The 23,432-nt window shown below is 60.8% G+C and carries 24 protein-coding genes; 19 read left to right on the top strand and 5 right to left on the bottom strand.

The genetic code is table 11. From position 1 onward, the window contains the following. Positions 1 to 91: 91 nt before the first annotated feature. Genes SP68_RS14065 through SP68_RS14040 form a run of 6 tightly spaced genes read left to right on the top strand, consistent with a single transcriptional unit; the run spans position 92 to position 5,480 of the window. Complete coding sequence (locus SP68_RS14065) at positions 92 to 1,351, top strand: flavin-containing monooxygenase (protein ID WP_040968448.1); 1,260 nt, start codon at positions 92 to 94, stop codon at positions 1,349 to 1,351. Positions 1,352 to 1,375: 24 nt separating this feature from the next. Then, positions 1,376 to 1,810, top strand: coding sequence for a RidA family protein (locus tag SP68_RS14060; RefSeq protein WP_004190423.1), 435 nt, complete (start codon positions 1,376 to 1,378; stop codon positions 1,808 to 1,810). Continuing rightward, positions 1,807 to 2,481, top strand: a complete 675-nt coding sequence (locus SP68_RS14055; RefSeq protein ID WP_008805132.1) for a DUF1028 domain-containing protein — start codon at positions 1,807 to 1,809, stop codon at positions 2,479 to 2,481. Before SP68_RS14060 ends, SP68_RS14055 begins: the two co-directional genes overlap by 4 nt. Then, positions 2,459 to 3,631, top strand: a complete 1,173-nt coding sequence (gene argE, locus SP68_RS14050) for an acetylornithine deacetylase (protein ID WP_124038086.1) — start codon at positions 2,459 to 2,461, stop codon at positions 3,629 to 3,631. The genes SP68_RS14055 and argE overlap by 23 nt, the downstream gene beginning before the upstream one ends. A 24-nt stretch (positions 3,632 to 3,655) precedes the next feature. Further along, a complete protein-coding gene (locus SP68_RS14045) occupies positions 3,656 to 4,474 on the top strand; it encodes a phytanoyl-CoA dioxygenase family protein (RefSeq protein WP_012541938.1) in 819 nt (272 codons plus the stop codon). A gap of 22 nt (positions 4,475 to 4,496) precedes the next feature. Beyond that, complete coding sequence (locus tag SP68_RS14040) at positions 4,497 to 5,480, top strand: zinc-dependent alcohol dehydrogenase family protein (RefSeq protein ID WP_162499974.1); 984 nt, start codon at positions 4,497 to 4,499, stop codon at positions 5,478 to 5,480. 2 nt (positions 5,481 to 5,482) lie between these two features. Here SP68_RS14040 and tynA read toward each other — a convergent pair whose 3' ends face one another. Next, on the bottom strand, positions 5,483 to 7,750 hold the full coding sequence (tynA, locus tag SP68_RS14035) for a primary-amine oxidase (RefSeq protein WP_040968450.1): 2,268 nt from the start codon (positions 7,748 to 7,750) through the stop codon (positions 5,483 to 5,485). Positions 7,751 to 8,391: 641 nt separating this feature from the next. Beyond that, positions 8,392 to 10,437 (bottom strand): phenylacetic acid degradation bifunctional protein PaaZ, encoded by a 2,046-nt coding sequence (gene paaZ, locus SP68_RS14030; protein WP_040968451.1) that lies wholly within the window; start codon positions 10,435 to 10,437, stop codon positions 8,392 to 8,394. Between the two features lie 286 nt (positions 10,438 to 10,723). On the opposite strand from paaZ, the gene paaA reads away from it, so the two are divergent. The 13 genes from paaA (at position 10,724) to paaY (ending at position 21,874) form a co-directional block, all read left to right on the top strand. Beyond that, positions 10,724 to 11,653 (top strand): 1,2-phenylacetyl-CoA epoxidase subunit PaaA, encoded by a 930-nt coding sequence (paaA, locus tag SP68_RS14025; RefSeq protein WP_004176377.1) that lies wholly within the window; start codon positions 10,724 to 10,726, stop codon positions 11,651 to 11,653. A gap of 11 nt (positions 11,654 to 11,664) precedes the next feature. Beyond that, entirely contained in the window at positions 11,665 to 11,952 is a 288-nt protein-coding gene (gene paaB / locus SP68_RS14020) for a 1,2-phenylacetyl-CoA epoxidase subunit PaaB (RefSeq protein ID WP_004224492.1), read from the top strand. Positions 11,953 to 11,959: 7 nt separating this feature from the next. Beyond that, positions 11,960 to 12,715 (top strand): 1,2-phenylacetyl-CoA epoxidase subunit PaaC, encoded by a 756-nt coding sequence (paaC, locus tag SP68_RS14015; RefSeq protein WP_022065987.1) that lies wholly within the window; start codon positions 11,960 to 11,962, stop codon positions 12,713 to 12,715. Positions 12,716 to 12,726: 11 nt separating this feature from the next. Beyond that, positions 12,727 to 13,224, top strand: a complete 498-nt coding sequence (gene paaD, locus SP68_RS14010) for a 1,2-phenylacetyl-CoA epoxidase subunit PaaD (RefSeq protein ID WP_032730218.1) — start codon at positions 12,727 to 12,729, stop codon at positions 13,222 to 13,224. Positions 13,225 to 13,231: 7 nt separating this feature from the next. Next, a complete protein-coding gene (gene paaE / locus SP68_RS14005; RefSeq protein WP_040968452.1) occupies positions 13,232 to 14,302 on the top strand; it encodes a 1,2-phenylacetyl-CoA epoxidase subunit PaaE in 1,071 nt (356 codons plus the stop codon). Then, positions 14,299 to 15,066: a 2,3-dehydroadipyl-CoA hydratase PaaF gene (gene paaF, locus SP68_RS14000; RefSeq protein ID WP_040968453.1), complete on the top strand. Its 768-nt coding sequence runs from the start codon at positions 14,299 to 14,301 to the stop codon at positions 15,064 to 15,066. Before paaE ends, paaF begins: the two co-directional genes overlap by 4 nt. Positions 15,067 to 15,068: 2 nt before the next feature. Then, on the top strand, positions 15,069 to 15,857 hold the full coding sequence (gene paaG / locus SP68_RS13995; protein ID WP_023297510.1) for a 2-(1,2-epoxy-1,2-dihydrophenyl)acetyl-CoA isomerase PaaG: 789 nt from the start codon (positions 15,069 to 15,071) through the stop codon (positions 15,855 to 15,857). 3 nt (positions 15,858 to 15,860) lie between these two features. Beyond that, positions 15,861 to 17,282: a 3-hydroxyacyl-CoA dehydrogenase gene (locus tag SP68_RS13990; protein ID WP_032730989.1), complete on the top strand. Its 1,422-nt coding sequence runs from the start codon at positions 15,861 to 15,863 to the stop codon at positions 17,280 to 17,282. After that, a complete protein-coding gene (gene paaI, locus SP68_RS13985; RefSeq protein ID WP_012541929.1) occupies positions 17,272 to 17,694 on the top strand; it encodes a hydroxyphenylacetyl-CoA thioesterase PaaI in 423 nt (140 codons plus the stop codon). Before SP68_RS13990 ends, paaI begins: the two co-directional genes overlap by 11 nt. Continuing rightward, positions 17,694 to 18,899 carry a 3-oxoadipyl-CoA thiolase gene (gene pcaF, locus SP68_RS13980; RefSeq protein WP_022064755.1) on the top strand — a complete coding sequence of 402 codons (1,206 nt, stop codon included), beginning with the start codon at positions 17,694 to 17,696 and terminating at the stop codon, positions 18,897 to 18,899. Before paaI ends, pcaF begins: the two co-directional genes overlap by 1 nt. Positions 18,900 to 18,925: 26 nt before the next feature. Further along, a complete protein-coding gene (paaK, locus tag SP68_RS13975) occupies positions 18,926 to 20,242 on the top strand; it encodes a phenylacetate--CoA ligase PaaK (RefSeq protein WP_022064756.1) in 1,317 nt (438 codons plus the stop codon). Positions 20,243 to 20,341: 99 nt separating this feature from the next. Continuing rightward, positions 20,342 to 21,268, top strand: a complete 927-nt coding sequence (gene paaX, locus SP68_RS13970; RefSeq protein ID WP_162493262.1) for a phenylacetic acid degradation operon negative regulatory protein PaaX — start codon at positions 20,342 to 20,344, stop codon at positions 21,266 to 21,268. 9 nt (positions 21,269 to 21,277) lie between these two features. Next, positions 21,278 to 21,874: a phenylacetic acid degradation protein PaaY gene (gene paaY / locus SP68_RS13965; protein WP_008805114.1), complete on the top strand. Its 597-nt coding sequence runs from the start codon at positions 21,278 to 21,280 to the stop codon at positions 21,872 to 21,874. 32 nt (positions 21,875 to 21,906) lie between these two features. On the opposite strand, the gene nadS is transcribed toward paaY, so the two are convergent. The 3 genes from nadS to azoR all read right to left on the bottom strand — a co-directional run bounded on the left by nadS (position 21,907) and on the right by azoR (position 23,373). Further along, positions 21,907 to 22,191 (bottom strand): NadS family protein, encoded by a 285-nt coding sequence (nadS, locus tag SP68_RS13960; protein ID WP_012541926.1) that lies wholly within the window; start codon positions 22,189 to 22,191, stop codon positions 21,907 to 21,909. A 1-nt stretch (position 22,192) separates the two neighbouring features. After that, positions 22,193 to 22,525, bottom strand: coding sequence for a type II toxin-antitoxin system RelE/ParE family toxin (locus tag SP68_RS13955; RefSeq protein WP_008805112.1), 333 nt, complete (start codon positions 22,523 to 22,525; stop codon positions 22,193 to 22,195). Between the two features lie 242 nt (positions 22,526 to 22,767). Then, positions 22,768 to 23,373, bottom strand: a complete 606-nt coding sequence (azoR, locus tag SP68_RS13950; RefSeq protein WP_002902889.1) for an FMN-dependent NADH-azoreductase — start codon at positions 23,371 to 23,373, stop codon at positions 22,768 to 22,770. Positions 23,374 to 23,432: the final 59 nt, after the last annotated feature.

Below are 23,432 nucleotides of genomic sequence, written 5' to 3'. Positions count from 1 at the left end.
TATAATATTTTACCAATTCGTCACAGTTAAATAACCTGAAAGCCGTCAATTCCGGCGACGTCGTCGGCAACTGTGCTTGAAGGATAGCGAAATGACTGAACAGATTACCGAGATCGATACCCTGGTGGTGGGCGCGGGGCAGGCGGGCGTCGCCATGAGCGAGCATCTGACCCGGCTGGATATCCCCCACCTGGTGCTGGAAAAGCAGTGTATTGCCCAGGCCTGGCGCAGCGGACGCTGGGATTCGCTGGTCGCCAACGGCCCGGCCTGGCACGATCGGTTCCCGGGCATGGTGTTCCCGGACTGCCCGGCAGACAGCTTTGTCGGCAAAGAGCAGGTGGCAGACTATTTTGCCGCCTATGCCCGCAGCTTCAATGCGCCGATCCGTACCGGGGTGGAGGTTTTCAGCGCCGAACGCCTCGTCGGACGGCCGGGCTTTCGTATCGACACCTCGCAGGGGGTGATTGAAGCGCAGCGGATCGTAGCGGCCACCGGGCCGTTTCAGCGGCCAGTGATCCCGGCCATCGCCCCACAGAGTCAGGCTATTCAGCAGCTCCACTCCGCGCACTATTTTAACCCGCAGCAGCTACCGGAGGGCGGTGTGCTGGTGATTGGCGCAGGCTCCTCCGGCGTGCAGATTGCCGATGAGCTACAGCGAGCCGGACGCGCGGTGTGGCTGTCGGTGGGAGCGCACGACCGCCCGCCGCGTCGCTATCGTCAGCGCGATTTTTGCTGGTGGCTCGGGGTGCTGGGAATGTGGGATGCCGCGGCCAATGCGCCGGGTAAAGAGCATGTCACTATCGCGGTGAGCGGCGCGCGCGGCGGCCATACCGTCGATTTTCGCCAGCTGGCGCATCAGGGGGTCACGTTAGTGGGGCAGACCCGCGGCTTTGACGGTGACAAAGCACTGTTTCACCACGACCTGGCGGAGAATATCCGCCGCGGCGATGCCTCCTACCTTGCGCTGCTCGACGCCGCGGACGCGTGGGTGGCCCGCAACGGTATGGACCTGCCCGAAGAGCCCTCCGCCCGAGAATTTCTGCCCGATCCGGCCTGCGTTACCGACCCGCTGCTCAGTCTCAATCTGGCTGAGGCCGGGATCGGCACCATCATCTGGGCGACGGGCTACACCACCGACTATCGCTGGCTGAAGGTCAACGCCTTCGATGACGCACAGCGGCCACAGCATCACCGCGGCGTATCGACGGAGCCGGGCGTCTATTTCCTCGGCCTGCCTTGGCTCTCGCGGCGCGGGTCCACCTTTATCTGGGGCGTCTGGCACGATGCCAAATATATTGCCGACCAGATCGCCATTCAGCGCCAGTACCAGCGTTACCAGCCGTCCTGTTAACCGTTTTCCTTAAGGAGTGCTTTGATGCCAACTCATACCCGTATTCGCATGTTTAACACCAAAGAGACCTACCCGAACCAGGCGCTGAACAACGATCTGTGCCAGGCGGTGCGGGCCGGCAATACCGTCTACGTTCGCGGCCAGGTTGGCACCGATTTCGCCGGCAATCTGATTGGCCTCGGCGACCCGCGGGCGCAGGCGGAGCAGGCAATGAAGAATGTTGAACAGTTGCTGAAAGAGGCGGGAAGCGACCTCTCGCATATCGTCAAGACCACCACTTATCTGATCGATCCCCGCTATCGCGAGCCGGTCTATCAGGAGGTGGGCAAATGGTTAAAAGGCGTCTTTCCCATCTCCACCGGGGTGGTGGTGTCGGCCCTCGCGCAGCCGCAGTGGCTGATGGAGATTGACGTTACGGCGGTGATCCCTGACGACTGGCAGGGGGAGGCAGCAGAATGACTCTCTCTATTAGCGCCCGCTGCCCGGAATCAGGTCAGTTGGGCATTGCCATTAGTTCGTCGAGCATGGCCGTGGGATCGCGCTGTCCGTGGCTATTGCCCGGCGTCGGCGCAGTCGCCAGTCAGAACATAACCTTACCGTCGCTGGGGCCGCATATTCTTGGTGCGCTTGAGGCGGGGGCCTCCGTTGAGCAGGCTCTGAACCTGGCCCTGGCGGAGGACCGCTTCCGCGAATATCGCCAGGTCGCGGCGATTGATGCCAACGGTGAAGTGGCGGCGTTCAGCGGGGAACATACTCTCGGGATCGGTGGCACCCTGGCGGGAGATAACTGCGTGGCGGCGGGCAACATGCTGGCCAGTCACGAGGTGATCGCCGCGATGGTGGCCGCCTTCGAGACGGCGAGCGGTGAACTGGCCAGCCGGCTGCTGGCCGGGCTGCGCGCGGGGATTGCCGCCGGGGGCGAGGCCGGCCCGGTCCACTCGGCGGCGGTGAAGGTGGTGGACGATTACCCGTGGCCGGTGGTCGATCTGCGTATTGACTGGGCGGAGACGGATCCGCTGGCGGCCCTTGAGCAACTGTGGCTGGCCTGGGAGCCGCAAATGGACGCCTATATTACCCGGGCGCTCGACCCTCGCGATGCGCCCGCCTATGGCGTCCCCGGCGATGAATAACATCCTCGCCGCGCTGCTGGCTTTTGACACCACCAGCCGCCATTCGAACCTGGCGATGATCGACTGGATCGCCGATTTTCTCGCTGCCCGCGGCGTGGCGTCCCGCCGCTTTTATGACCCGTCGGGCGGTAAGGCCAATCTCTACGCCCGGCTGGGGCCGTCCGGCGGCGGTGGGGTGATGCTCTCGGGCCACACCGACGTGGTCCCGGTGGACGGCCAGGCCTGGAGCGTTCCGCCTTTCAGCCTCACCGAGCGCGATGGCCGCTACTATGGCCGCGGCAGCGCCGATATGAAGGGGTTTCTCGCCTGCGTGCTGGCGGCAGTGGATGACTTTCTGGCGGCGCCGCTGCGCATGCCACTGCATCTGGCCTTCTCCTATGACGAAGAGGTCGGCTGTCTCGGCGTGCGCAGCCTGGTGGATTTTCTGCAGGCCTCGCCGGAGAAACCGGCGCTGTGCCTCATCGGCGAGCCGACAGAGATGCAGCCGGTGTTCGGTCATAAAGGCAAACTGGCCATGCGCTGCTGCATCGAGGGGCAGGCCTGCCATTCGGCCTATGCCCCGCAGGGGGTGAACGCCATCCGCTACGCGGCCAGGCTGATCAACCACCTGGATCGGCTGGGCGTGCGTCTGGCCCGGCAGCAGGACAGCCGCTTTTCGCCGCCCTTCAGCACGCTGCAGGTGGGCACTATTCAGGGTGGGGCCGCGCTGAATATTGTTCCGCAGTCCTGCCGCTTTGATTTTGAGATCCGCTACCTGCCGGGGATGCGTCCCGAAGCGGTCACCGAGGCGCTGGCGGCCTACGCCCGCCGCCAGCTGCTGCCGGAGATGCGCCGGGTAGGCAGCGGGAGCGACATCCAGTTCCAGCTGTTAAGCCACTATCCGCCGCTGCTCAGCGATCCGCAGTCCGACTTCGCCCGCTGGCTGTCACAGTGGTGCGGCAGCGATCGCTTCTCCACCGTGGCGTTCGGCACCGAAGGAGGGCTGTTCGATGAGATGGGCGTCGCGACCCTGGTCTGCGGACCGGGCAGCATGGCCCAGGGCCATAAGGCCGATGAGTACATCAGCATCGCGCAGACCGAGCGCTGTATGACGATGCTGAGACAGCTTTGCGCGTGGATGCGTGCCGAACCGGCGGAACCGCTCACCTGATCCCTCAACACAGGAACCCAAGCGATGCACAATCAACACTCTCCCCACATCGATCAAGCGACCATCGACCGCTGGCAGGCGGATGGCGCGGTGTTATTAAAAGGCGTCTTTACCCCCTGGGTCGATCGCCTCGCCGAGGGGGTCACGGCGCTGATGGCCAGCCCCAGCGAGTATGGTCATGCGCGCACGGTGATCCCCAAAGATGGTTCGCCGCCTTTTTTTCAGGACTACTGCAACTGGTCGCGGATCCCGGCGTTTAGCGAGTTTGTCTTTCAGTCAGCGGCCGCCGAGATCGCGGCGGCGCTGATGCAGTCGCAGACGGCGAAATTTTTCCATGAACATACGCTGGTCAAACCGGCCGGAGGCAGCACGGTGACTCCCTGGCATCATGACCAGCCTTACTATTGCGTCTCCGGCAGACAGAACGTCAGCTTCTGGATCCCGCTGGACCCGGTGGCGGAGGCCACCTCGCTGCGCTGCATTCGCGGGTCGCATCGCTGGGAGGAGGAGTTCAGTCCTACCCGTTTCAATGGCACTAAGCTTTACGAGCACACCCGGTTCAGCACCCTGCCGGATATCGACGCCCATGAGGACGAATACGATATCGTCAGCTGGGCGCTGGAGCCGGGGGATGCGGTGGCCTTCCATTTCCGCACCGTCCATGGCGCCCGCGGCAACCCCGGCGCGCGGGCGCGACGGGTCTTCTCCGCCCGTTGGGTGGGGGATGACGCCGCGTTTGCCGATCGCGGCGGCGTGACGTCGCCACCGTTCCCCGAGCTGACCCTGCGGGACGGCGACCCGCTGGATTCCCCGCTGTTCCCCCAGGTTTGGCCGCGGGCGTGAGCCACTGGCGGCGGGATCTGCTATGATCCCGCCTTTCGCTGTCTGGAGCCTGTCGATGTTCAACGACGCCATTGTTTATGACCGCTACGGGCCGCCGGCCGCCGTGCTGACCCTGAAACGCCTGCCGCTGGCGCCGCTGGCGGGCGGACGGGTGCGGGTCAGGATGCGCTATGCCCCGGTGAATCCCTCGGATCTGATCCCCGTGACCGGCGCCTATCGCCACCGCACCCGACTGCCGGCCGTCGCTGGTTATGAAGGCCTTGGCGAGGTGGTCGCCGCGCCATACGGCAGCCGGCTGTCCGCGGGACAGCGGGTGCTACCTCTTCGCGGGGGCGGCACCTGGCAGCGGTTTATCGATCTGGATGAGACCTGGCTGGTGCCGGTGCCGCCAGCGGTTGACGATCTGCTGGCTGCCCGCGGGTATATCAATCCGCTGACGGCTATGCTGATGCTCAAGCGCTGGCCGGTTGCCGGAAAACACCTTGTGCTGACCGCGGCATCGTCCTCCTGCGCCAGCCTGCTGGGACAGTGGGCGCTGGCGATGGGCGCCCGCTCGGTGAGCGGGATTATTCGCTCGCCGCAGCACCGGGCGCGCCTGGAACAGGCCGGGATCTATCCGATCCTCGATACCGACCGGGCGCTGATGGAGAAGGTCAGCCAACACAGCGATCTGGTGTTTGACGCGGTGGGCGGCGAACTGGCGAATACGCTGCTGTCGGTGCTGCCCGCATCGTCGACCCTGATCTCCTATGGGCTGTTATCCGGGCGGCCGCTGACCCAGACGCGCGGTAGCGCGACGGTGCGTAAGTTTCATCTGCGGGAGGCGTTGCCGACACTCAGCGTGGCGGCGTGGCGGGCGGCGTTTGACGAGATTTGGCTGCGCTTGCCAACGACCACCCAGCCGCCGGCCCAGCGCATAGCGTTGAACGACTGGCGGGAGGCGATTGCCGCCGCCGACCAGCCGGGAAGAGGCGGTAAAATCCTGCTCGATTTCACCGCGGGCTAAGATTACTTTTTCTTCTCGCCAAGGGTTGGGGTTTCGTCAAAGAAGTTCCACGGCTTCAGCAGGGCGTGCGCCCACTCGGTCGGCATGATCGGCCACTCTTCGGCGCGCGCCACGTGAGTGGTGCCGGTGGTGATCCACACGACGTCATCGTGGTTAGTCAGCGACTCATCATCCTTTGCGTACTGCCCTAAGCCGGTATCCTGGGCGGAACGGTTCGGGTATTTCCCTTCCGGATAACGCTCTGTCGGGTGGTAGCGCGTCACCCACAGCTGTTTATCCATAAAGCTCAGGCGATGGTAGATCCACTCGTCCGGGGCGAACTTCGCGCCGGTCGCCGCCGGATGCGTACCGCCGGCATACGGGATGATCTGATAAGAGACCGGGTTGCCCATGCGGTTCTCTTTGCTGGTGTTGCTCAGCAGGCGAATGGTTCCCGGGTCGAATTTCTGCGCCGCTTTCTGCTCGCTGTCAATGGTGTACTGATTCACCTGCATGGTACTGGTGCGCGGGCCACCGGCGGTGTTGGGCTTCACTTCAGGATCCATCGCCACCAGGGTGTTGTTTTCGCCGTCCACGTCGAGGTCGAGGCGGAAGTTATAGATGTGCTGGTGGGTGGTGCCGACAATATTATGGTCGATCAGCGTCCCGTAGCGGGTATCCTCTTTGGCGCTGGGGTCGTGCATGGTCTTCGCCATCACGCCTTTGACGGCTTCAATCCCGGTGGCGCCGGCGTCGATACCGATGGTGCCGTTGTCGTGGAACACCCAGTCAAAGATATAATCATAGTTCCCGACGGTACTGATCCAGCGTACCACCAGTTCCCGGCGTTCGGTACTGACGTTGGGCTTGCCCATCTCCAGGTGCTTATATTCCGGCCCGGCATAGCGTTCGAATATGGCGACCGCGCCTGGAATCGTGGTCGGTTTGCCGGTGTAATCGGCGATGGTTTCATCCAGCAGCACCGCATTCGATGGCGCATCCTTGCCGCGGACAATCGGCGAGGTCAGGGTGCCCATGCCGTAATCGCCGGAGTCGAGGTAGGCTTTGAAATACCAGCCGACGTCCGGGTCGCCGTAGGGAACGATCATCCCACCGAGGGAACCTTCATACATCACCTGGCGTTTTTTGCCGTTATCGTTGTAGGTCACCGTCGAGAGAATTGGCCCGACGCGTGAGTTCAGGCGCAGGTGGAAATCCCAGTTTTGCCAGTGAATGGTATCCCCGGTGATTGTGTAGTTTTTGCCTTCCGGTTCGGTTATCTCCAGCGGTTTCACCGCCGGGGCGTTGCGGTCGCGGCCATCATACGGACGGGGCTCCATCGGTACCGGGATCACCGGGCCTTCCTCAATTTTGATAATTTTCTTCGCTTCAAGGTCGACCACCGCCACCAGGTTTTCAATCGGGTGCGCCCAGTAGTTGCCGTCGCCGGTATCGAGATAACTGACCACCTTCAGCAGACGCGCATCCTGCTGCAGGCCATCTTTGCCATCAAAATAGCCGACGGTGAGCGGGGTGGTGACCACTTTACTGGGATCGGTAATACCGTGCTTTTTCAGCACCTCAGCGAATTCGCTGCTGGCGTTGATGATGTTCTGCACGCTGACAAAATCATCGAGCAGTACCATCCCGTGGGCGCCTTTAACTGGCGTCCAGGAGAGGATTTTTTTGTTTTGCAGATCGACGACGGCTTCAATCACGTGTTTGCCATCCAGCATCACCACATCGGCGGTGCGCGGTGAATCGACCGGCGTACCCTGCAGGGCAAAGGCCCACACCGCCGCTTTATCCGGCTCGTGCAGGGAAATTTCGGTAAAGCGGGTATTGGGCTGGAATTCCGGCGCGGCTTTAACAATGGCCACCGCTTCACTGATTTCCGCCGCCGAGAGCGAGTTTAACGGGTGAGGGCGCTTTTCCACCTGGAAGGTCTGATCGAGACCGGACTGGAAGACATCGTTGATAAAGGTATCGGAGACCCAGGCTTTTCCTTCCTTCATCACCACCGGCACCTGCAGGTCAAGGGTTTTACCGTTGACGATCGCGGTTTTGGCGCCGGGCTTCACTTTAACGTAAGCGCCGTCTTTTATCAGGGTAAACATCTGCGCGTAGTCATCCCACTGCACATCGGCGCCGAACGCCTGCAGCGTTTTATCCAGCGGTACCATGTGGGCTTCGCTGCCGTGGGCGAAGACCGGTGATTGCCAGGCGCAAACCACCGCCACGGCCAGCGCCAGCGCGGTTTTACGAGGAGAAAATTTCAAGCCGTTTGCCATTGTGACCTCATCTTATTGTTGTGTTGTCTCTTGCCGCTGCGAATGTCGGCTTTGTCACCCTTAAGCTACCAGCCAGCGGCGCCGGGGCGTTTGTTTGCTTTTGCCAGCTTGTTTGTCAGTTTTGCCAGACGGGCGTAAAAAATGCCTCCGCAGAGGCATTGAGAACGTGCGCTGATTTTTTTGCCGGGTGGCGGCTGACGCCTTACCGGGCCTACAGCCCCTACAGATCCAAATCATCGCTGGCGCTGGGGCCGCTGAAACTACCGGTGCTGGCGGCCTCAAAATCGCTGAGACGTTCCCGGAAGGCCGGGGCAGCCCGCATGGATGCGGGCTGAGGGCCGTGTTTTGCAGGGACGCTGCCTCGGCCCGACCCGCAGCCTGCAGGGAAAAGTCGAAGGCACCACGCAGTGGCGATTTTGCTGGCCGGAGCCCGGGGGTACAGGGGGCGGCGGCGACTGGCCGCCCCCTGTGCGCTCCCTGCGCCATGAGTGACATAACGCAGACGATTAATCGGGAGCGCAATGTGCGCTGAAGCCACAGATAACATAAAGGACTTCCCGGGGCGAAACCGTTGCAAACCGATTGCAGGATCAATGGCTCAAGGATCGGCCAACAGAGCGCCAGCGGTCTATTTTCCGCTATTACGCCGGAAAATCCCCTTGCTGGCGCGCCACCAGGGTCAGAATGGAATACAGCGCCACCGCCTGCTGGTGCTGGTTGAAAATCTCGACAGCCCATTCCACCACACCGGTGGCTTTCTCATCGGCGCTACGCTGACGCTTAACCGTTTTCCGCTTACAGGTCAGGCGAACCTGAATGGTGTCTCCCGGTTTGACCGGCTCAATAAAGCGCAGGTTTTCCATGCCGTAGTTGGCGATAACCGGCCCGACGCCGGCATCGACGAACAGCCCGGCCGCAGCGGAGATCAGGAAATAACCGTGGACCACCCGCTCGCCGAAAATCGACTCGGCGGCGGCGATTTTGTCCATGTGCGCGTAGAAATGATCGCCGCTCAGGCAGGCGAAATTAACGATATCCGCTTCGGTGAGGGTTCTCCGCGGGGTTAATAAGCTATCGCCAGGCTGGATCTCTTCGAAGTATTTACGGAACGGGTGAATGCGGTCTTCGCTAACCTGAGCGCCGCGCACCCACTGCTGGCTTATGGTCGCCAGCATCGTTGGGCTGCCCTGGACCGCGGTACGCTGCATATAGTGTTTCACCGAGCGCAGCCCGCCAAGCTCTTCTCCGCCGCCCGCGCGGCCAGGGCCGCCGTGTACCAGCTGCGGCAGCGGCGAGCCGTGGCCGGTCGACTCTGCCGAGGACTCCTCGTTAAGGATCTGAATTCGGCCATGGGCGCGCGCGGCGCCAAGGATAAACTCGCGCGCCAGCTCGCCGCTGGCGGTGACCAGCGTACCGGCCAGGCTACCGCCGCCGGCTCGCGCCAGCGTCAGCGCATGCTGGCGGTCGCGATACGGCATCAGCGTCGCTACCGGGCCAAAGGCTTCAATGGCGTGAACCGCTGGTGTTTCATCCGGCTGCGGGCAGTACAGCAGGGTCGGCGGGAAGAACGCGCCATCAGCATTAAGATCTGCCTGTCCGCCGAGCAGCGCTTCGCAGCCGGCGGCGATCAGTTTATTGACGTTATCCTGCACATCCTGACGCTGTTCGCGATTAACCAGGGCCCCCATCTTAATGCCCTCCTGCGCAGGGTCACCGACGGTTACTTTATGCAGGCGGGAGATCAGTGCATCGCTAACCGCATTAATCTGAGCCAGTGGTACGATGATTCTGCGGATAGCGGTACATTTTTGCCCGGCTTTCGCCGTCATCTCGCGGACCACTTCCCGAATAAACAGCGCGAATTCCGGTTGCTCTGGCGTGACGTCTTCACCTAATACGCAGCAGTTGAGCGAATCCGCTTCCATGGTAAAGGGAATCGATTTGGCCACCAGGTTAGGGTGGGTCCGTAGCTGCTGGCCGGTGGCGGCTGAGCCGGTAAAGGTCACCACGTCCTGGCTATCGAGATGGTCGAGAAGATCGCCCGCGCCGCCGCAAATCAGGCTGATGGCGCCTTCCGGCACCAGGCCGCTGTCGACAATCGCTTTCACCATCGCCTGGGTAAGCTGGGCGGTAGCGGTGGCCGGTTTAATGATCGCCGGCATGCCGGCAAGCCAGGTCGGCGCCAGTTTTTCCAGCATTCCCCAACAGGGGAAGTTGAAGGCGTTGATATGGACGGCGACGCCTGATTTCGAGGTCAGCACGTGACGCGCGGCAAAACCCCCTTGTTTGGAGAGCGGGATCAGCTCGTCCTCCGGCCACAGGATATCGTCCGGCAATTCGCGACTACCGAGCCCGGCATAGGTGAAAAGGGTGCCGATGCCGCCTTCAATATCCACCCAGCTATCGGCGCGGGTCGCGCCGGTTTGCGCGGAGATGGCGTAGAACTCGTCTTTCTTCTCCAGTAGCCGTTTTGCTACCGCTTTTAACATCGCGCTGCGTTCAATAAAGGTCATGACTTGCAGAGCTTTACCGCCGCGCTCAATCGCGAAGCGGCGCGCCTGCGCCATATCCAGGCCTTCACTGGTCACCTCCCACAGCGCCGCCCCGGTAATGGCGTGATGGATAGTACGGGCGCGGCCCCGGCCGGTCTGCCAGGCGCCGGATAAGTAACTGGCTAACTGCTGCATCGCAAATCTCCAAATGTGTTACGTGTGATATCTATAAATAGTTCTTTTATGAATCATAAAAATCAAGCCTGTATTTAATAATTTATTAACATTGTGATCGGCGGTCGATGGGGCGTTGCGTTTATACTACTGATTTATCGGCTGTTTACAAAAGGTTTTGCGGTTAGCATCACAAAAAGAACAAACAAAATTTGTGGTTTTATTTAACCAATATGTAACCTTCAATAAACAAAGTGATTCACATAAATTTTTTTGTTGTGAATATCGGAATCATAAAGGTGATGACGTGACAGAAGAACAACGCTTTGACCAGCGCATCGCGCAGGAAACGGCCATCGAACCGCAGGACTGGATGCCGGATGCCTACCGTAAGACCTTGATTCGGCAGATAGGCCAGCACGCGCACTCGGAAATCGTCGGCATGCTGCCGGAAGGCAACTGGATCACCCGCGCGCCGACGCTGCGCCGCAAAGCGATCCTGCTGGCTAAGGTACAGGATGAGGCCGGGCATGGGCTGTATCTTTATAGCGCCGCGGAAACGCTGGGCTGCGCGCGGGAAGACCTGTATCAGAAAATGCTCGACGGGCAGATGAAATATTCCTCCATTTTTAACTACCCGACCCTGAGCTGGGCGGATATCGGCGTGATCGGCTGGCTGGTCGATGGCGCGGCCATCGTCAACCAGGTGGCGCTGTGCCGGACCTCCTATGGCCCCTATGCCCGGGCGATGGTCAAAATCTGCAAAGAAGAGAGCTTTCACCAGCGTCAGGGTTTTGAAGCCTGCATGGCGCTGGCGCAGGGCAATGACGCGCAGCGGCAGATGCTGCAGGACGCCATTAACCGTTTCTGGTGGCCGGCGCTGATGATGTTTGGCCCCAACGATGACAACTCGCCGAACAGCGCCCGCAGCATGGCGTGGAAAATCAAACTGCACTCCAACGACGAGCTACGTCAGCGCTTCGTCGATAACACCGTGCCGCAGGTAGAGATCCTCGGTATGACCGTCCCGGACCCGGATTTGCAGTTTGATGAAGCCAGCGGCCACTACCGCTTCGGCGAAATCGACTGGCAGGAATTTAACGAGGTGATTAGCGGCCGTGGGATTTGCAATCACGAGCGGCTGGCCGCCAAGCGTAAGGCCTGGGAAGAGGGCGAGTGGGTGCGCGAGGCCGCGCTGGCCCATGCGCAAAAACAGCAGGCCCGCAGCGCGGCATGAGGAGAGACAACATGAGCAAAGTTTACTGGCCGTTATATGAAGTGTTCGTTCGCAGCAAACAGGGGTTATCCCATCGTCACGTCGGCAGTCTGCACGCCGCTGATGATCAAATGGCGCTGGAGAATGCCCGCGATGCTTATACCCGCCGCAGCGAAGGCTGCTCAATTTGGGTGGTGAAGGCCAGCGAAATCGTTGCTTCGCAGCCGGAAGAGCGCGGCGAATTCTTCGACCCGGCGGAAAGCAAAGTCTACCGTCATCCGACTTTCTATACCGTGCCGGATGGCATGGAACACATGTGAGGCGGCGATGAATACCCCTAACCCCGTAGCCACCTACGCCCTGCGGCTTGGCGACAATGGTCTGGTTCTGGCCCAGCGTTTAGGCGCCTGGTGCGGCCATGCTCCCGAGCTCGAGATCGATCTTGCGCTGGCCAACATCGGCCTCGACCTGCTCGGCCAGGCGCGCAATTTTTTAAGCTATGCCGCCGAGCTTAACGGCTGCGGCGACGAAGATACGCTGGCCTTTGGCCGCGATGAACGCCAGTACAGCAACCTGCTGCTGGTGGAGCAGCCAAACGGCAATTTTGCCGACACCATCGCCCGCCAGTTCTTTATCGATGTCTGGCACGTCGCCCTGTACAGCCAGCTGGTGAACAGCCGCGACACGCAGCTGGCGGCCATTGCCGCCAAAGGGCTGAAAGAGGTGCGTTACCACCAGCGCTTTAGCCGCGGCTGGCTGGAGCGTCTGGGTAACGGCACCGAGTTATCAAATCGCAAAATGCAGCAGGCGGTCGACAATCTGTGGCGCTTCACCGGCGAACTGTTCCTTGCCGATGAAGTGGATCTCAGCCTGGTTGAGCAGGGCATTGCGGTTGATCCGCGCGAGCTTCAGGCCGAATGGCAAAGCGCGGTACACACGGCGCTGCTCGACTCCGGCTTACAGATCCCGCAGGAAGCGGCCTTCCGCAGCGGCGGCAAACAGGGGCTGCACAGTGAACATCTCGGCCCGCTGCTGGCGGAGATGCAATATCTGCAGCGTTCGCATCCCGGACTGCAGTGGTAAGTGAGGTGACTATGCAACGTCTTGCCGATATCGCTCCTGCTGAAGTTCGTACCATCTGGGGATTATTAAGCGTGATCCCGGATCCGGAAGTGCCGGTACTCACCATCACCGACCTCGGTATGGTGCGCAGCGTCGCGCGCCACGGCGACGGGTGGGTGATTGGCTTTACCCCGACCTATTCGGGCTGTCCGGCGACGGAGCATCTGCTGGGGGAGATCCGCGCGGTCATGAGCGAGCATGGTTTTCAGCCGGTACATATCGTCCTGCAGCTGGATCCGCCGTGGACCACCGACTGGATGAGTCAGGATGCCCGCGATCGCCTGCGCCAGTATGGCATCAGCCCGCCCCAGGGGCACGCCTGCCATGCGGACATGCCCGCTGAGGTGAGCTGTCCGCGCTGCGGCAGCACCCATACCTCGCTGATTAGCGAATTCGGTTCCACGGCCTGCAAAGCGCTCTATCGCTGCGACAGCTGCCGCGAACCTTTTGATTACTTTAAATGTATTTGAGGTTGCCATGACGACGTTCCATTCGCTTAAGGTGGCGAGAGTCGAGCCGGAAACCCGCGATGCGGTGACCATCACTTTTGCGATCCCGCAAGCCCTGCAGGCGGAGTACTGCTTTCGCCCGGGCCAGCATCTGACGCTAAAAGCCCGTCTGGGCGGCGAAGAACTGCGCCGCTGTTACTCCATTTGTCGCAGCCGCACGCCAGGCGAAATTAGCGTCGCGGTCAAAGCCATCGACGGCGGGCGCTTCTCGCGCTACGCCCAGCACGATATCCAGCAGGGTATGGAGCTGGAGGTGATGGTGCCGCAGGGGCATTTCGGTTATCAACCGCAGGCCGAACGGCAGGGTGAGTATCTGGCGATTGCCGCCGGTTCCGGGATCACGCCGATGATGGCGATCATTAGCGCAACGCTGGCGACCGAGCCGCAAAGCCGCTTTACGCTGATCTACGGCAACCGCAGCAGCCATAGCATGATGTTCCGCCAGGCGCTGGCCGATTTAAAAGACCGCTATCCGCAGCGCCTGCAGGTGATACACCTGTTTAGCCAGGAGTCGATGGACAGCGATCTGCTACAGGGGCGCATTGACGGCGACAAACTGCGCCAGCTCGCTGACCATCTGCTGGATTTTAGCCGTTTCGACGAGGCTTTTATCTGCGGCCCGGCGGCGATGATGGATAAGGCGGAAGCGGCGTTACGTGAACTTGGCGTAGCGGAGAAATCGATTCATCTCGAACGCTTTAATACCCCAGGCGGCAATGTGAAGCGGGCCGCCGGCGTGCAGGCGGAAGGGCGCACGGTGACCATCCGCCAGGACGGGCGCGATCGGCTTATCGCCCTCAGCGCCGAAGACGACAGCATCCTGGATGCCGCATTGCGTCAGGGCGCCGATCTGCCGTTCGCCTGTAAGGGCGGGGTATGCGCCACCTGTAAATGCAAAGTGCTACGCGGTGAAGTGGCGATGGCCGCCAATTACAGCCTGGAAGCAGATGAGCTGGCGGCGGGATATGTCCTGAGCTGCCAGTCGTTGCCGACCAGCGGCGATGTGGTGGTCGACTTTGACGCGCGGGGGATGGCATGAGTGACCTGCTGATCCACCGTCATGGCCGGGTGCTTCAGTTGACGCTAAACCGCCCGCAGGCCCGCAACGCGCTGAACAATGCCCTCTTAACCCAGATTGCCGAGGCGCTGGAGGCCGCGGCAGTTGATGACAGCGTCGGCGTCTGCGTTATCAGCGGCAACCCGCGTTTTTTTGCCGCCGGGGCCGACCTCAATGAGATGGCGGAGAAAGATCTGCCTGCCACCCTGGATGATATTCGCCCACGGTTGTGGGCGCGAATTGATGCTTTCACTAAACCGCTCATCGCTTCGGTCAACGGCTACGCGCTTGGCGCCGGCTGCGAGCTGGCCCTGCTGTGCGACCTGATTATCGCCGGCGACAACGCCCGTTTTGGCCTGCCGGAAATTACCCTCGGCATTATGCCGGGCGCGGGCGGCACCCAGCGGCTGATCCGCAGCGTAGGCAAGGCGCTGGCCAGCCGAATGGTGCTGAGCGGCGAGAGTATTGACGCCCGCCAGGCGCAGCAGGCCGGGCTGGTCAGTGATATCCATCCGGCGGCGTTAACCGATGAGTATGCCCTGAAACTGGCAACCACCATTGCCCGCCACTCGCCGCTGGCGCTCCGGGCGGCAAAACAGTCGCTGCGCCTGTCGCAGGAAGTCAGCCTGCAGGCCGGTCTGCAACAGGAGCGCCAGCTGTTTAGCCTGCTGAGCGCCACCGAGGACCGCCGCGAAGGCATCGACGCCTTCTTACAAAAACGTACACCGGACTTTAAAGGACGCTAATCGTGGAAGCTTTCATTCTCAGCGCAGTGGAACAGGGCGTCATGACCATTACCCTCAATCGCCCGGACCGTCTCAACAGTTTTAACGATCTGATGCATCACCAGCTGGCGGAATGTCTGAAGCAGGCCGAGCGCGATGATGGCGTGCGCTGCCTGCTGATCACCGGCGCCGGTCGCGGCTTTTGCGCCGGCCAGGATTTGAACGATCGCAATGTCGACCCCAGCGGCCCACCGCCGGATCTCGGCCTGTCGGTAGAACGCTTTTACAACCCGTTAGTGCGCCGTCTGGCGGCGCTGCCGAAGCCGGTTATCTGCGCGGTCAACGGCGTTGCCGCCGGCGCTGGCGCCACCCTGGCGCTGGGCTGCGATATCGTGCTGGCCGCGCGTTCGGCGAAATTTGTGATGGCGTTCAGCAAGCTCGGCCTGGTGCCGGACTGCGGCGGTAGCTGGTTCCTGCCGCGGGTGGCCGGCCGCGCGCGCGCGATGGGGCTGGCGCTGTTGGGGGATAGCCTCAGCGCGGAACAGGCCGCGCAGTGGGGAATGATCTGGCAACTGGTGGACGATTCAGAACTGGCGGATACCAGTCTGCAGCTGGCGCGCCATCTGGCGGCGCAGCCGACGTTTGGTCTTGGGCTGATTAAAAAGGCGCTGCTGGCTTCTGAAACCAACAGTCTCGATGCGCAGCTGGATCTGGAGCGCGATTATCAGCGCCTGGCCGGACGCAGCGATGATTACCGCGAAGGGGTCAGCGCGTTTCTGGCCAAACGGCCACCACAGTTCAGCGGGAAATAGGCCATGACAACATCCTTAGCCAACGTGGCGGTGATCGGCAGCGGCACCATGGGGGCCGGCATCGCCGAAGTGGCTGCCGCCGCCGGACATCCGGTGCTGATTTACGACATCGATCATCAGGCCATTGCCCGGGCGATCGACGGCATTGCCAGGCGTCTCGCCTCACGGGTCGAGCGCGGCAAACTGGCGTCAGAGCAGGCCGACGCGCTGCTGGCGCGCCTGCATCCGGCTCACGATTTAGCCGCGCTTGCCGACGCGGATTTAGTGATTGAAGCGGCCTCTGAACGGCTGGAGGTCAAAACGGCGCTGTTCGCGCAGCTGGCGGAGATCTGCGCGCCGTCAACGTTGTTGACCAGTAACACTTCGTCTATTTCGATTACCGCCATCGCCGCCGGGGTCAAAAACCCGGAGCGGGTGGCCGGGCTGCACTTTTTTAATCCGGCGCCGGTGATGAAGCTGGTCGAGGTGGTCAGCGGCCTGGAGACGTCTGCTGAGGTAGTAGAGCAGCTGTGCCAGTGCGTAAGCGGCTGGGGGAAACAGCCGGTACGCTGCCGCTCAACGCCCGGTTTTATCGTTAACCGCGTAGCGCGTCCGTTCTACGCCGAGGCCTGGCGCGCGCTGGAAGAGCAGGTTGCCGCCCCGGAGGTTATCGATGCCGCTTTGCGTGACGGCGGCGGTTTTCCGATGGGACCCCTGGCGCTGACTGATCTGATTGGCCAGGACGTCAATTTCGCCGTGACCTGTTCGGTGTTTAACGCCTTCTGGCAGGACCGCCGCTACCTGCCATCGCTCCTCCAGCAAGAGCTGGCGCTGGCCGGGCGGCTGGGTAAAAAGAGCGGTTACGGCGTCTATCGCTGGCCCGCTGAGACACTGCCGGACGCGGCGTTGCCGCCGGTTGCCAATGGCGCTCAATCCGTGATGACGATAAGTGACAGTGTCACTGAGCTGGACGAACTGCTGTTGCTGGAGACCGAAGGTGAGACCGCGCTGGCGCTAAGCGTTAAGCATCACCGCCCGGTGGTGGTGTATGACCTGTGCGCCAGCGATACGGTGGTGCTGGCCGCAGCGGCGACCAACGCGCCTGCGGCCACTGATAAGGCCGTGCATTACTTCCAACAGCAGGGCAAGAAAGTCCTGCATATTGCCGATTATCCCGGCCTGCTGGTGTGGCGCACGGTGGCGATGCTGATTAACGAAGCGCTGGATGCGCTGCAAAAAGGCGTCGCCAGCCCGCAGGATATCGATACCGCGATGCGCCTTGGCGTCAATTATCCGCACGGCCCGCTGGCATGGGGAGAACGCCTTGGCTGGCGACGGGTGCTGCAACTGCTGGAGAACCTGCAACACCATTATGGCGAGGAGCGCTATCGTCCCTGTTCCCTGTTGCGCCAGAAGGCGCTGATGGAGAAGCACCATGAGCAATGATGCGTGGCGCAACGCGCGCGTGATGTACGAAAAAGATACCTGCGCCAGAAAGATGGGGATCGAACTTATCGAAATGGACGACGGCTTTGCGCAGATGAGCATGACCGTCTCGGCGGACATGCTTAACGGTCATCAAACCTGTCACGGCGGTCAGCTATTTACGCTCGCCGATACCGCTTTCGCCTACGCCTGTAACAGCCAGGGGCTGGCGGCGGTGGCTTCGGCGGCAAACATTGATTTTCTTCGTCCGGCGTTTGCCGGCGACCGGCTGGTCGCCACCGCCCGAGTCAAACAGCAGGGCAAGCTGACCGGCGTCTACGACATCGAAATTGTTAATCAACAGCAAAAGATTGTGGCCCTGTTCCGCGGCAAATCGCACCGCATCGGCGGCACAATCACAGGAGACGTGTAATGCGCGACGCCTTTATTTGTGACGGGATCCGCACGCCGATTGGCCGCTACGGCGGCGCGCTGGCCGGCGTCCGCGCCGACGACCTGGCGGCGATCCCGCTACGTGAGTTGCTGAGCCGTAACCCCGGGCTCGACCCGGCAGCAATTGATGATGTGATTTTCGGTTGTGCTAACCAGGCCGGTGAAGATAACCGCAACGTAACGCATATGGCGACGTTGTTGGCAGGTTATCCGCATACCGTGCCGGGCACCACGATTAACCGCTTGTGCGGATCGGGTCTGGATGCAATCGGTTTTGCCGCCAGGGCGATCAAAGCCGGCGATGCCGATCTGTTGATTGCCGGCGGCGTGGAATCGATGTCTCGCGCGCCGTTCGTGATGGGAAAAGCCAGCGCGCCTTATCAGCGTCAGGCGGAACTCTTCGATACCACGATTGGCTGGCGTTTTGTGAACCCGCTCATGGCGCAACACTTCGGAACTGACAGCATGCCGGAAACGGCCGAGAATGTAGCTGAATTGTTAAATATCAGCCGGATCGATCAGGACGCTTTCGCCTGGCGCAGCCAGCAGCGTACGGCGCAGGCCCAGCGTGACGGCATTCTGGCGCAGGAGATCGTGCCGGTGCAGATCATCGGCAAGAAAGGGGCGGTCAGCGCGGTACGCGATGATGAGCATCCCCGCCCGGAAACCACGCTTGAGCAACTCGCGCTATTAAAAGCGCCGTTCCGTAAAGGCGGAGTCATTACGGCTGGAAATGCTTCTGGCGTTAACGATGGCGCAGCGGCGCTGATTATCGCCAGTGAACAGCAGGCCAGCGTACAGGGGCTCACGCCGCGCGCGCGTATCGTGGCGATGGCGACGGCGGGTGTTGAACCGCGCCTGATGGGGCTGGGGCCGGTACCGGCGGTGCGTAAAGTGCTGGAGCGGGCCGGACTCAATATTAACGATATGGATTTGATTGAGCTGAATGAGGCCTTCGCCGCGCAGGCGCTGGGGGTGCTCAGACAGCTCGGCGTGCCGGATGATGCGGCGCATGTGAATCCCAACGGCGGCGCCATCGCGTTAGGCCATCCGCTGGGCATGAGCGGCGCGCGGTTAGCGCTGAGCGCCAGCCTTGAGCTGCAACGCCGGGGCGGGCGCTATGCGCTGTGTACGATGTGTATTGGCGTGGGTCAGGGCATTGCCATGATCCTCGAGCGAGTGTGAGCTAATTTACCTGCGAGTACCCTACAATGATAACTACTACAAAATTAGATCCGATTGAAACCGCATCGCGTGACGAACTGCAGGCCCTGCAAACCCAGCGACTGAAATGGACGCTGAAGCATGCGTATGACAATGTGCCGATGTATCGCCGCAAATTCGACGCCGCCGGCGTGCACCCTGACGACTTTCGGGAATTAAACGATCTGCAAAAATTCCCCTGTACCACCAAACAAGATCTGCGCGACAACTATCCCTTCGATACCTTCGCGGTGCCGATGGAGCAGGTGGTGCGCATTCACGCCTCTTCCGGCACCACCGGCAAACCGACGGTGGTGGGCTACACGCAGAACGATATTGATAACTGGGCCAATATCGTCGCCCGTTCGCTGCGCGCCGCCGGCGGCACGGCGAAAGATAAAATTCACGTCGCCTACGGCTACGGCCTGTTTACCGGCGGCCTTGGCGCGCACTACGGCGCGGAGCGTTTAGGCGCGACGGTGATCCCAATGTCCGGCGGACAGACCGAAAAACAGGCGCAGCTGATCCGCGATTTTCAGCCGGATATGATCATGGTGACGCCGTCCTACTGCCTGAATCTGATTGAAGAGCTTGAGCGCCAGATGGGCGGTGACGCCCGCGGCTGCTCGTTACGCGTCGGCGTGTTTGGCGCCGAGCCGTGGACGCTGGCGATGCGCGCGGAGATCGAGCGCCGCCTGGGGATCACCGCCCTGGATATTTACGGTTTGTCGGAAGTCATGGGGCCGGGCGTAGCGATGGAATGTCTGGAAACCGTTGACGGCCCGACCATCTGGGAAGACCACTTCTTCCCGGAAATCGTCAACCCGGACGACGGTACGCCGCTGGAAGATGGCGAGCATGGCGAACTGCTGTTTACCACGTTGACCAAAGAAGCGCTGCCGGTGATCCGCTATCGTACCCGCGATCTGACGCGCCTGCTGCCAGGAACCGCGCGGACCATGCGCCGCATGGATCGCATCAGCGGGCGCAGCGACGATATGCTGATTATCCGCGGGGTTAACGTCTTCCCCTCGCAGCTGGAAGAGGAGATCCTCAAGTTTGAACACCTGGCGCCGCACTATCAGTTAGAGGTCAATCGCCGCGGTCATCTTGATTCGCTGGCGGTACGCGTTGAGCTGAAAGAGAGCGGGCTGGCGTTAAGTCATGAACAACGCTGCCAGATTTGCCATCAGTTGCGTCACCGCATTAAGTCGATGGTCGGGATCTCCACCGATATTACTATCGTCAACTGCGGCACCATTCCTCGCTCTGAAGGGAAAGCCTGTCGGGTATTCGACCTGCGTAAAGCGGTGGTCAGCGGTTAATTCTCTCCCCGGTTACCCGGCTGAGGCCTTTACGCCGTAAGCCGGGAATTTCCTGTGCTATGATTCATAAAGGAAAAAAATAACAACAGAATGAATCAGATGAGTAAACTCGACGCCTTTATTCAACAAGCGGTGACGGCGATGCCGATCAGCGGCACGTCATTAATTGCCTCGCTGTATGGCGACGCTTTATTGCAGCGCGGTGGGGAAGTGTGGCTGGGCAGCGTTGCGGCGCTGCTGGAAGGATTAGGCTTCGGCGAGCGCTTTGTCCGCACCGCGCTATTTCGCCTCAATAAAGAAGAGTGGCTCGATGTCGTCCGTATCGGCCGGCGCAGCTTCTATCGCCTGAGCGATAAAGGGCTGCGCCTGACCCGGCGCGCGGAACATAAAATTTATCGCGCCAGTGCCCCGGAATGGGACGGTACCTGGCTGCTGCTGCTTTCGGAAGGCCTGGAGAAAAATGTGCTCGCCGACGTCAAAAAGCAGCTGCTGTGGCAGGGCTTTGGCGCGCTGGCGCCCAGCCTGCTGGCCTCGCCGTCGCAAAAACTGGCCGATGTCCAGTCGCTGCTCCACGAAGCGGGCGTCGCCGAAAACGTCATCTGTTTTGAAGCCCATTCGCCGCTGGCGCTCTCCCGTGCGGCGCTGCGCAGCCGCGTGGAGGAGTGCTGGCATCTCACTGAACAAAACGAGATGTATGAATCTTTCATCTCGCTATTCCGACCGTTACTGCCGCTGCTGCGCGACTGCGACCCGGCCGAGCTGACGCCTGAGCGCTGTTTCCAGATCCAGCTGCTGCTGATCCATTTTTATCGCCGGGTGGTGCTCAAAGATCCGCTGCTGCCGGAGGAGCTGCTGCCGGCGCACTGGGCGGGGCAAACCGCCCGCCAGCTGTGTATCAATATTTATCAACGCGTGAATCCCGGCGCGCTGGCGTTCGTCAGCGAGAAAGGGGAAAGCTCGGTGGGCGAGCTTCCGGCGCCGGGCCCGCTCTATTATCAGCGCTTTGGCGGTTTGCCGGGCGCATAAGGAGGTTGCATGCCGATTTATCAGATTGATGGACTGACGCCAGTGGTGCCGGAGGAGAGCTACGTCCACCCAACCGCCGTGCTGATTGGCGACGTGATCCTCGGCAAAGGGGTCTATGTTGGGCCCAACGCCAGTCTGCGCGGCGATTTTGGCCGCATCGTGGTCAAAGACGGCGCCAATATTCAGGACAACTGCGTCATGCATGGATTCCCCGGCCAGGATACGGTGGTGGAAGAGGATGGCCACATCGGTCACGGCGCTATTCTGCACGGCTGCGTGATTGGACGCAACGCGCTGGTGGGCATGAGCGCGGTGATTATCGACGGGGCGGTCATTGGCGAAAACAGCATTGTCGGCGCTTCGGCCTTTGTCAAAGCCAACGCCGAGATGCCCGCCAACCATCTGATTATCGGCAGCCCGGCAAAAGCGATTCGCACCCTGAGCGAACAGGAGCTGGCGTGGAAAAAACAGGGTACCCGTGAATACCAGGTGCTGGTGGAGCGCTGTAAGCAGACGCTGCATCAGGTGGAGCCATTACGGGAAGTGGAAGCAGGGCGTAAGCGACTGGAATTTGATGAAAACCTGCGGCCAAAAACGCAGCGCTAACTTTCCAGGGCAACCCGGAGGGGCTCGGTGGATTAGTGCTCAGCCAGTTCACGAAAGAACGCCGGGTTGGCCTGGATAACCGCCAGTACTTTTGCTGCCAGGCCTGTCGGGTTGCGCCGCCTGGACTCCCAACTTTTGATAGTATCCACGCTGGTACCCAGCGCTTTTGCCATCTCCGCCTGCGAAACATTAAGCTGAGTGCGGATGGCTTTCACATCAGCAACTTCATAGCGCGTCGCTCGGGCTGGGGCCTTGTTGCCGTCTTTGATCTCAACAGCCTCTTCCAGGGACGCTTTAAGTTCGTTGAAGTAACCCATTTCAAACCTCATTTTTTAGTCGCCGGGTCAGTTTCCTGAGTTCGTTTTTTTCCGCTGCGCTCAGGCTCTCTTTGGTGTGCTTGGGGTAGGCTAAGACGAGATAGATGATCTCGCGGGTTGCCAGAAAATAAATCACCCGCACGCCGCCGCTTTTTCCCTGTGAGCCTGTCGCCATTCTTATTTTCCGTAACCCGCCGGTATCCTGGATAAGATCGCCGAAATCCGGATTGCCTATGAGTTGCCTCTGCAGTGCCCTCAGATCTTCATCGCTGGCCAGCTGTTTTATCTGGCGGGTAAATAGCGACGTTTCGATAAATTCAATGGCATGACACACGAAAACGCTCCTTGCTAAGGTACCATGTACACCATCGAGTGTACATAGTACGCACTCCTGTTTTTGACCATGACAACGGTTGCCGTCAGCGACCGGGAGTGAGCCAGATTCGCGCGGCGACAGCCATGGTACAGGCTGGTGGCTTAAGGCGTTGGAATGATGTGTGAATTTACGAGGCGGCTCGTAAAAGGGGGATGGGCGAGGGGAAAAAACACTCCCGCCGGGCGGCGGGAGTGGAAATCTTAGGCTGCAACCACGCTGTCGATGGCCGCTTTGGCATCGGACTGCGCTTTGGCCGCCACTTCCGGGCCGTAAGCGATACCTTCGGCGAACACGAAGTTCACGTCGGTGATGCCGATGAAGCCGAGGAAGGTGGACAGGTACGGGGTGACCAGGTCGGTCGGGGTATCTTTATGGATACCGCCGCGGCTGGTCACGACGACTGCACGTTTACCGGTCACCAGACCTTCCGGCCCTTTCTCGGTGTAGCGGAAGGTGACGCCGGCGCGAGCCACCAGGTCAAAATAGTTTTTCAGCTGCGTCGGGATGTTGAAGTTGTACATCGGCGCAGCGATAACAATCACATCATTGCCTTTCAGTTCGGCGATCAGCTCGTCGGAAAGGGCCAGCGCTTCCTGCTGACGCGGAGTCAGCGGCGCGTCGCTCGGACGCAGGGCGCCAACCAGTTCACCATCCAGAACCGGGATCGGATTAGCGGCCAGGTCACGCACGGTGATCTCGTCGCCCGGGTGTTTTTCCTGCCATTGTTCAACAAAATAGTCGGAAAGCTGACCAGATTGTGAGTACCCTGCCAGAATACTGGATTTCAGAACTAATACTTTGCTCATGGGTGTTTCCTTTTTTAATGTGATTGACGGGTCAATGCCCTGGTGCTTGTTGACACTGT

Source organism: Klebsiella variicola (assembly GCF_000828055.2).
GTDB lineage: Bacteria > Pseudomonadota > Gammaproteobacteria > Enterobacterales > Enterobacteriaceae > Klebsiella > Klebsiella variicola.
This window is presented reverse-complemented; position numbering and strand designations above follow the sequence as displayed.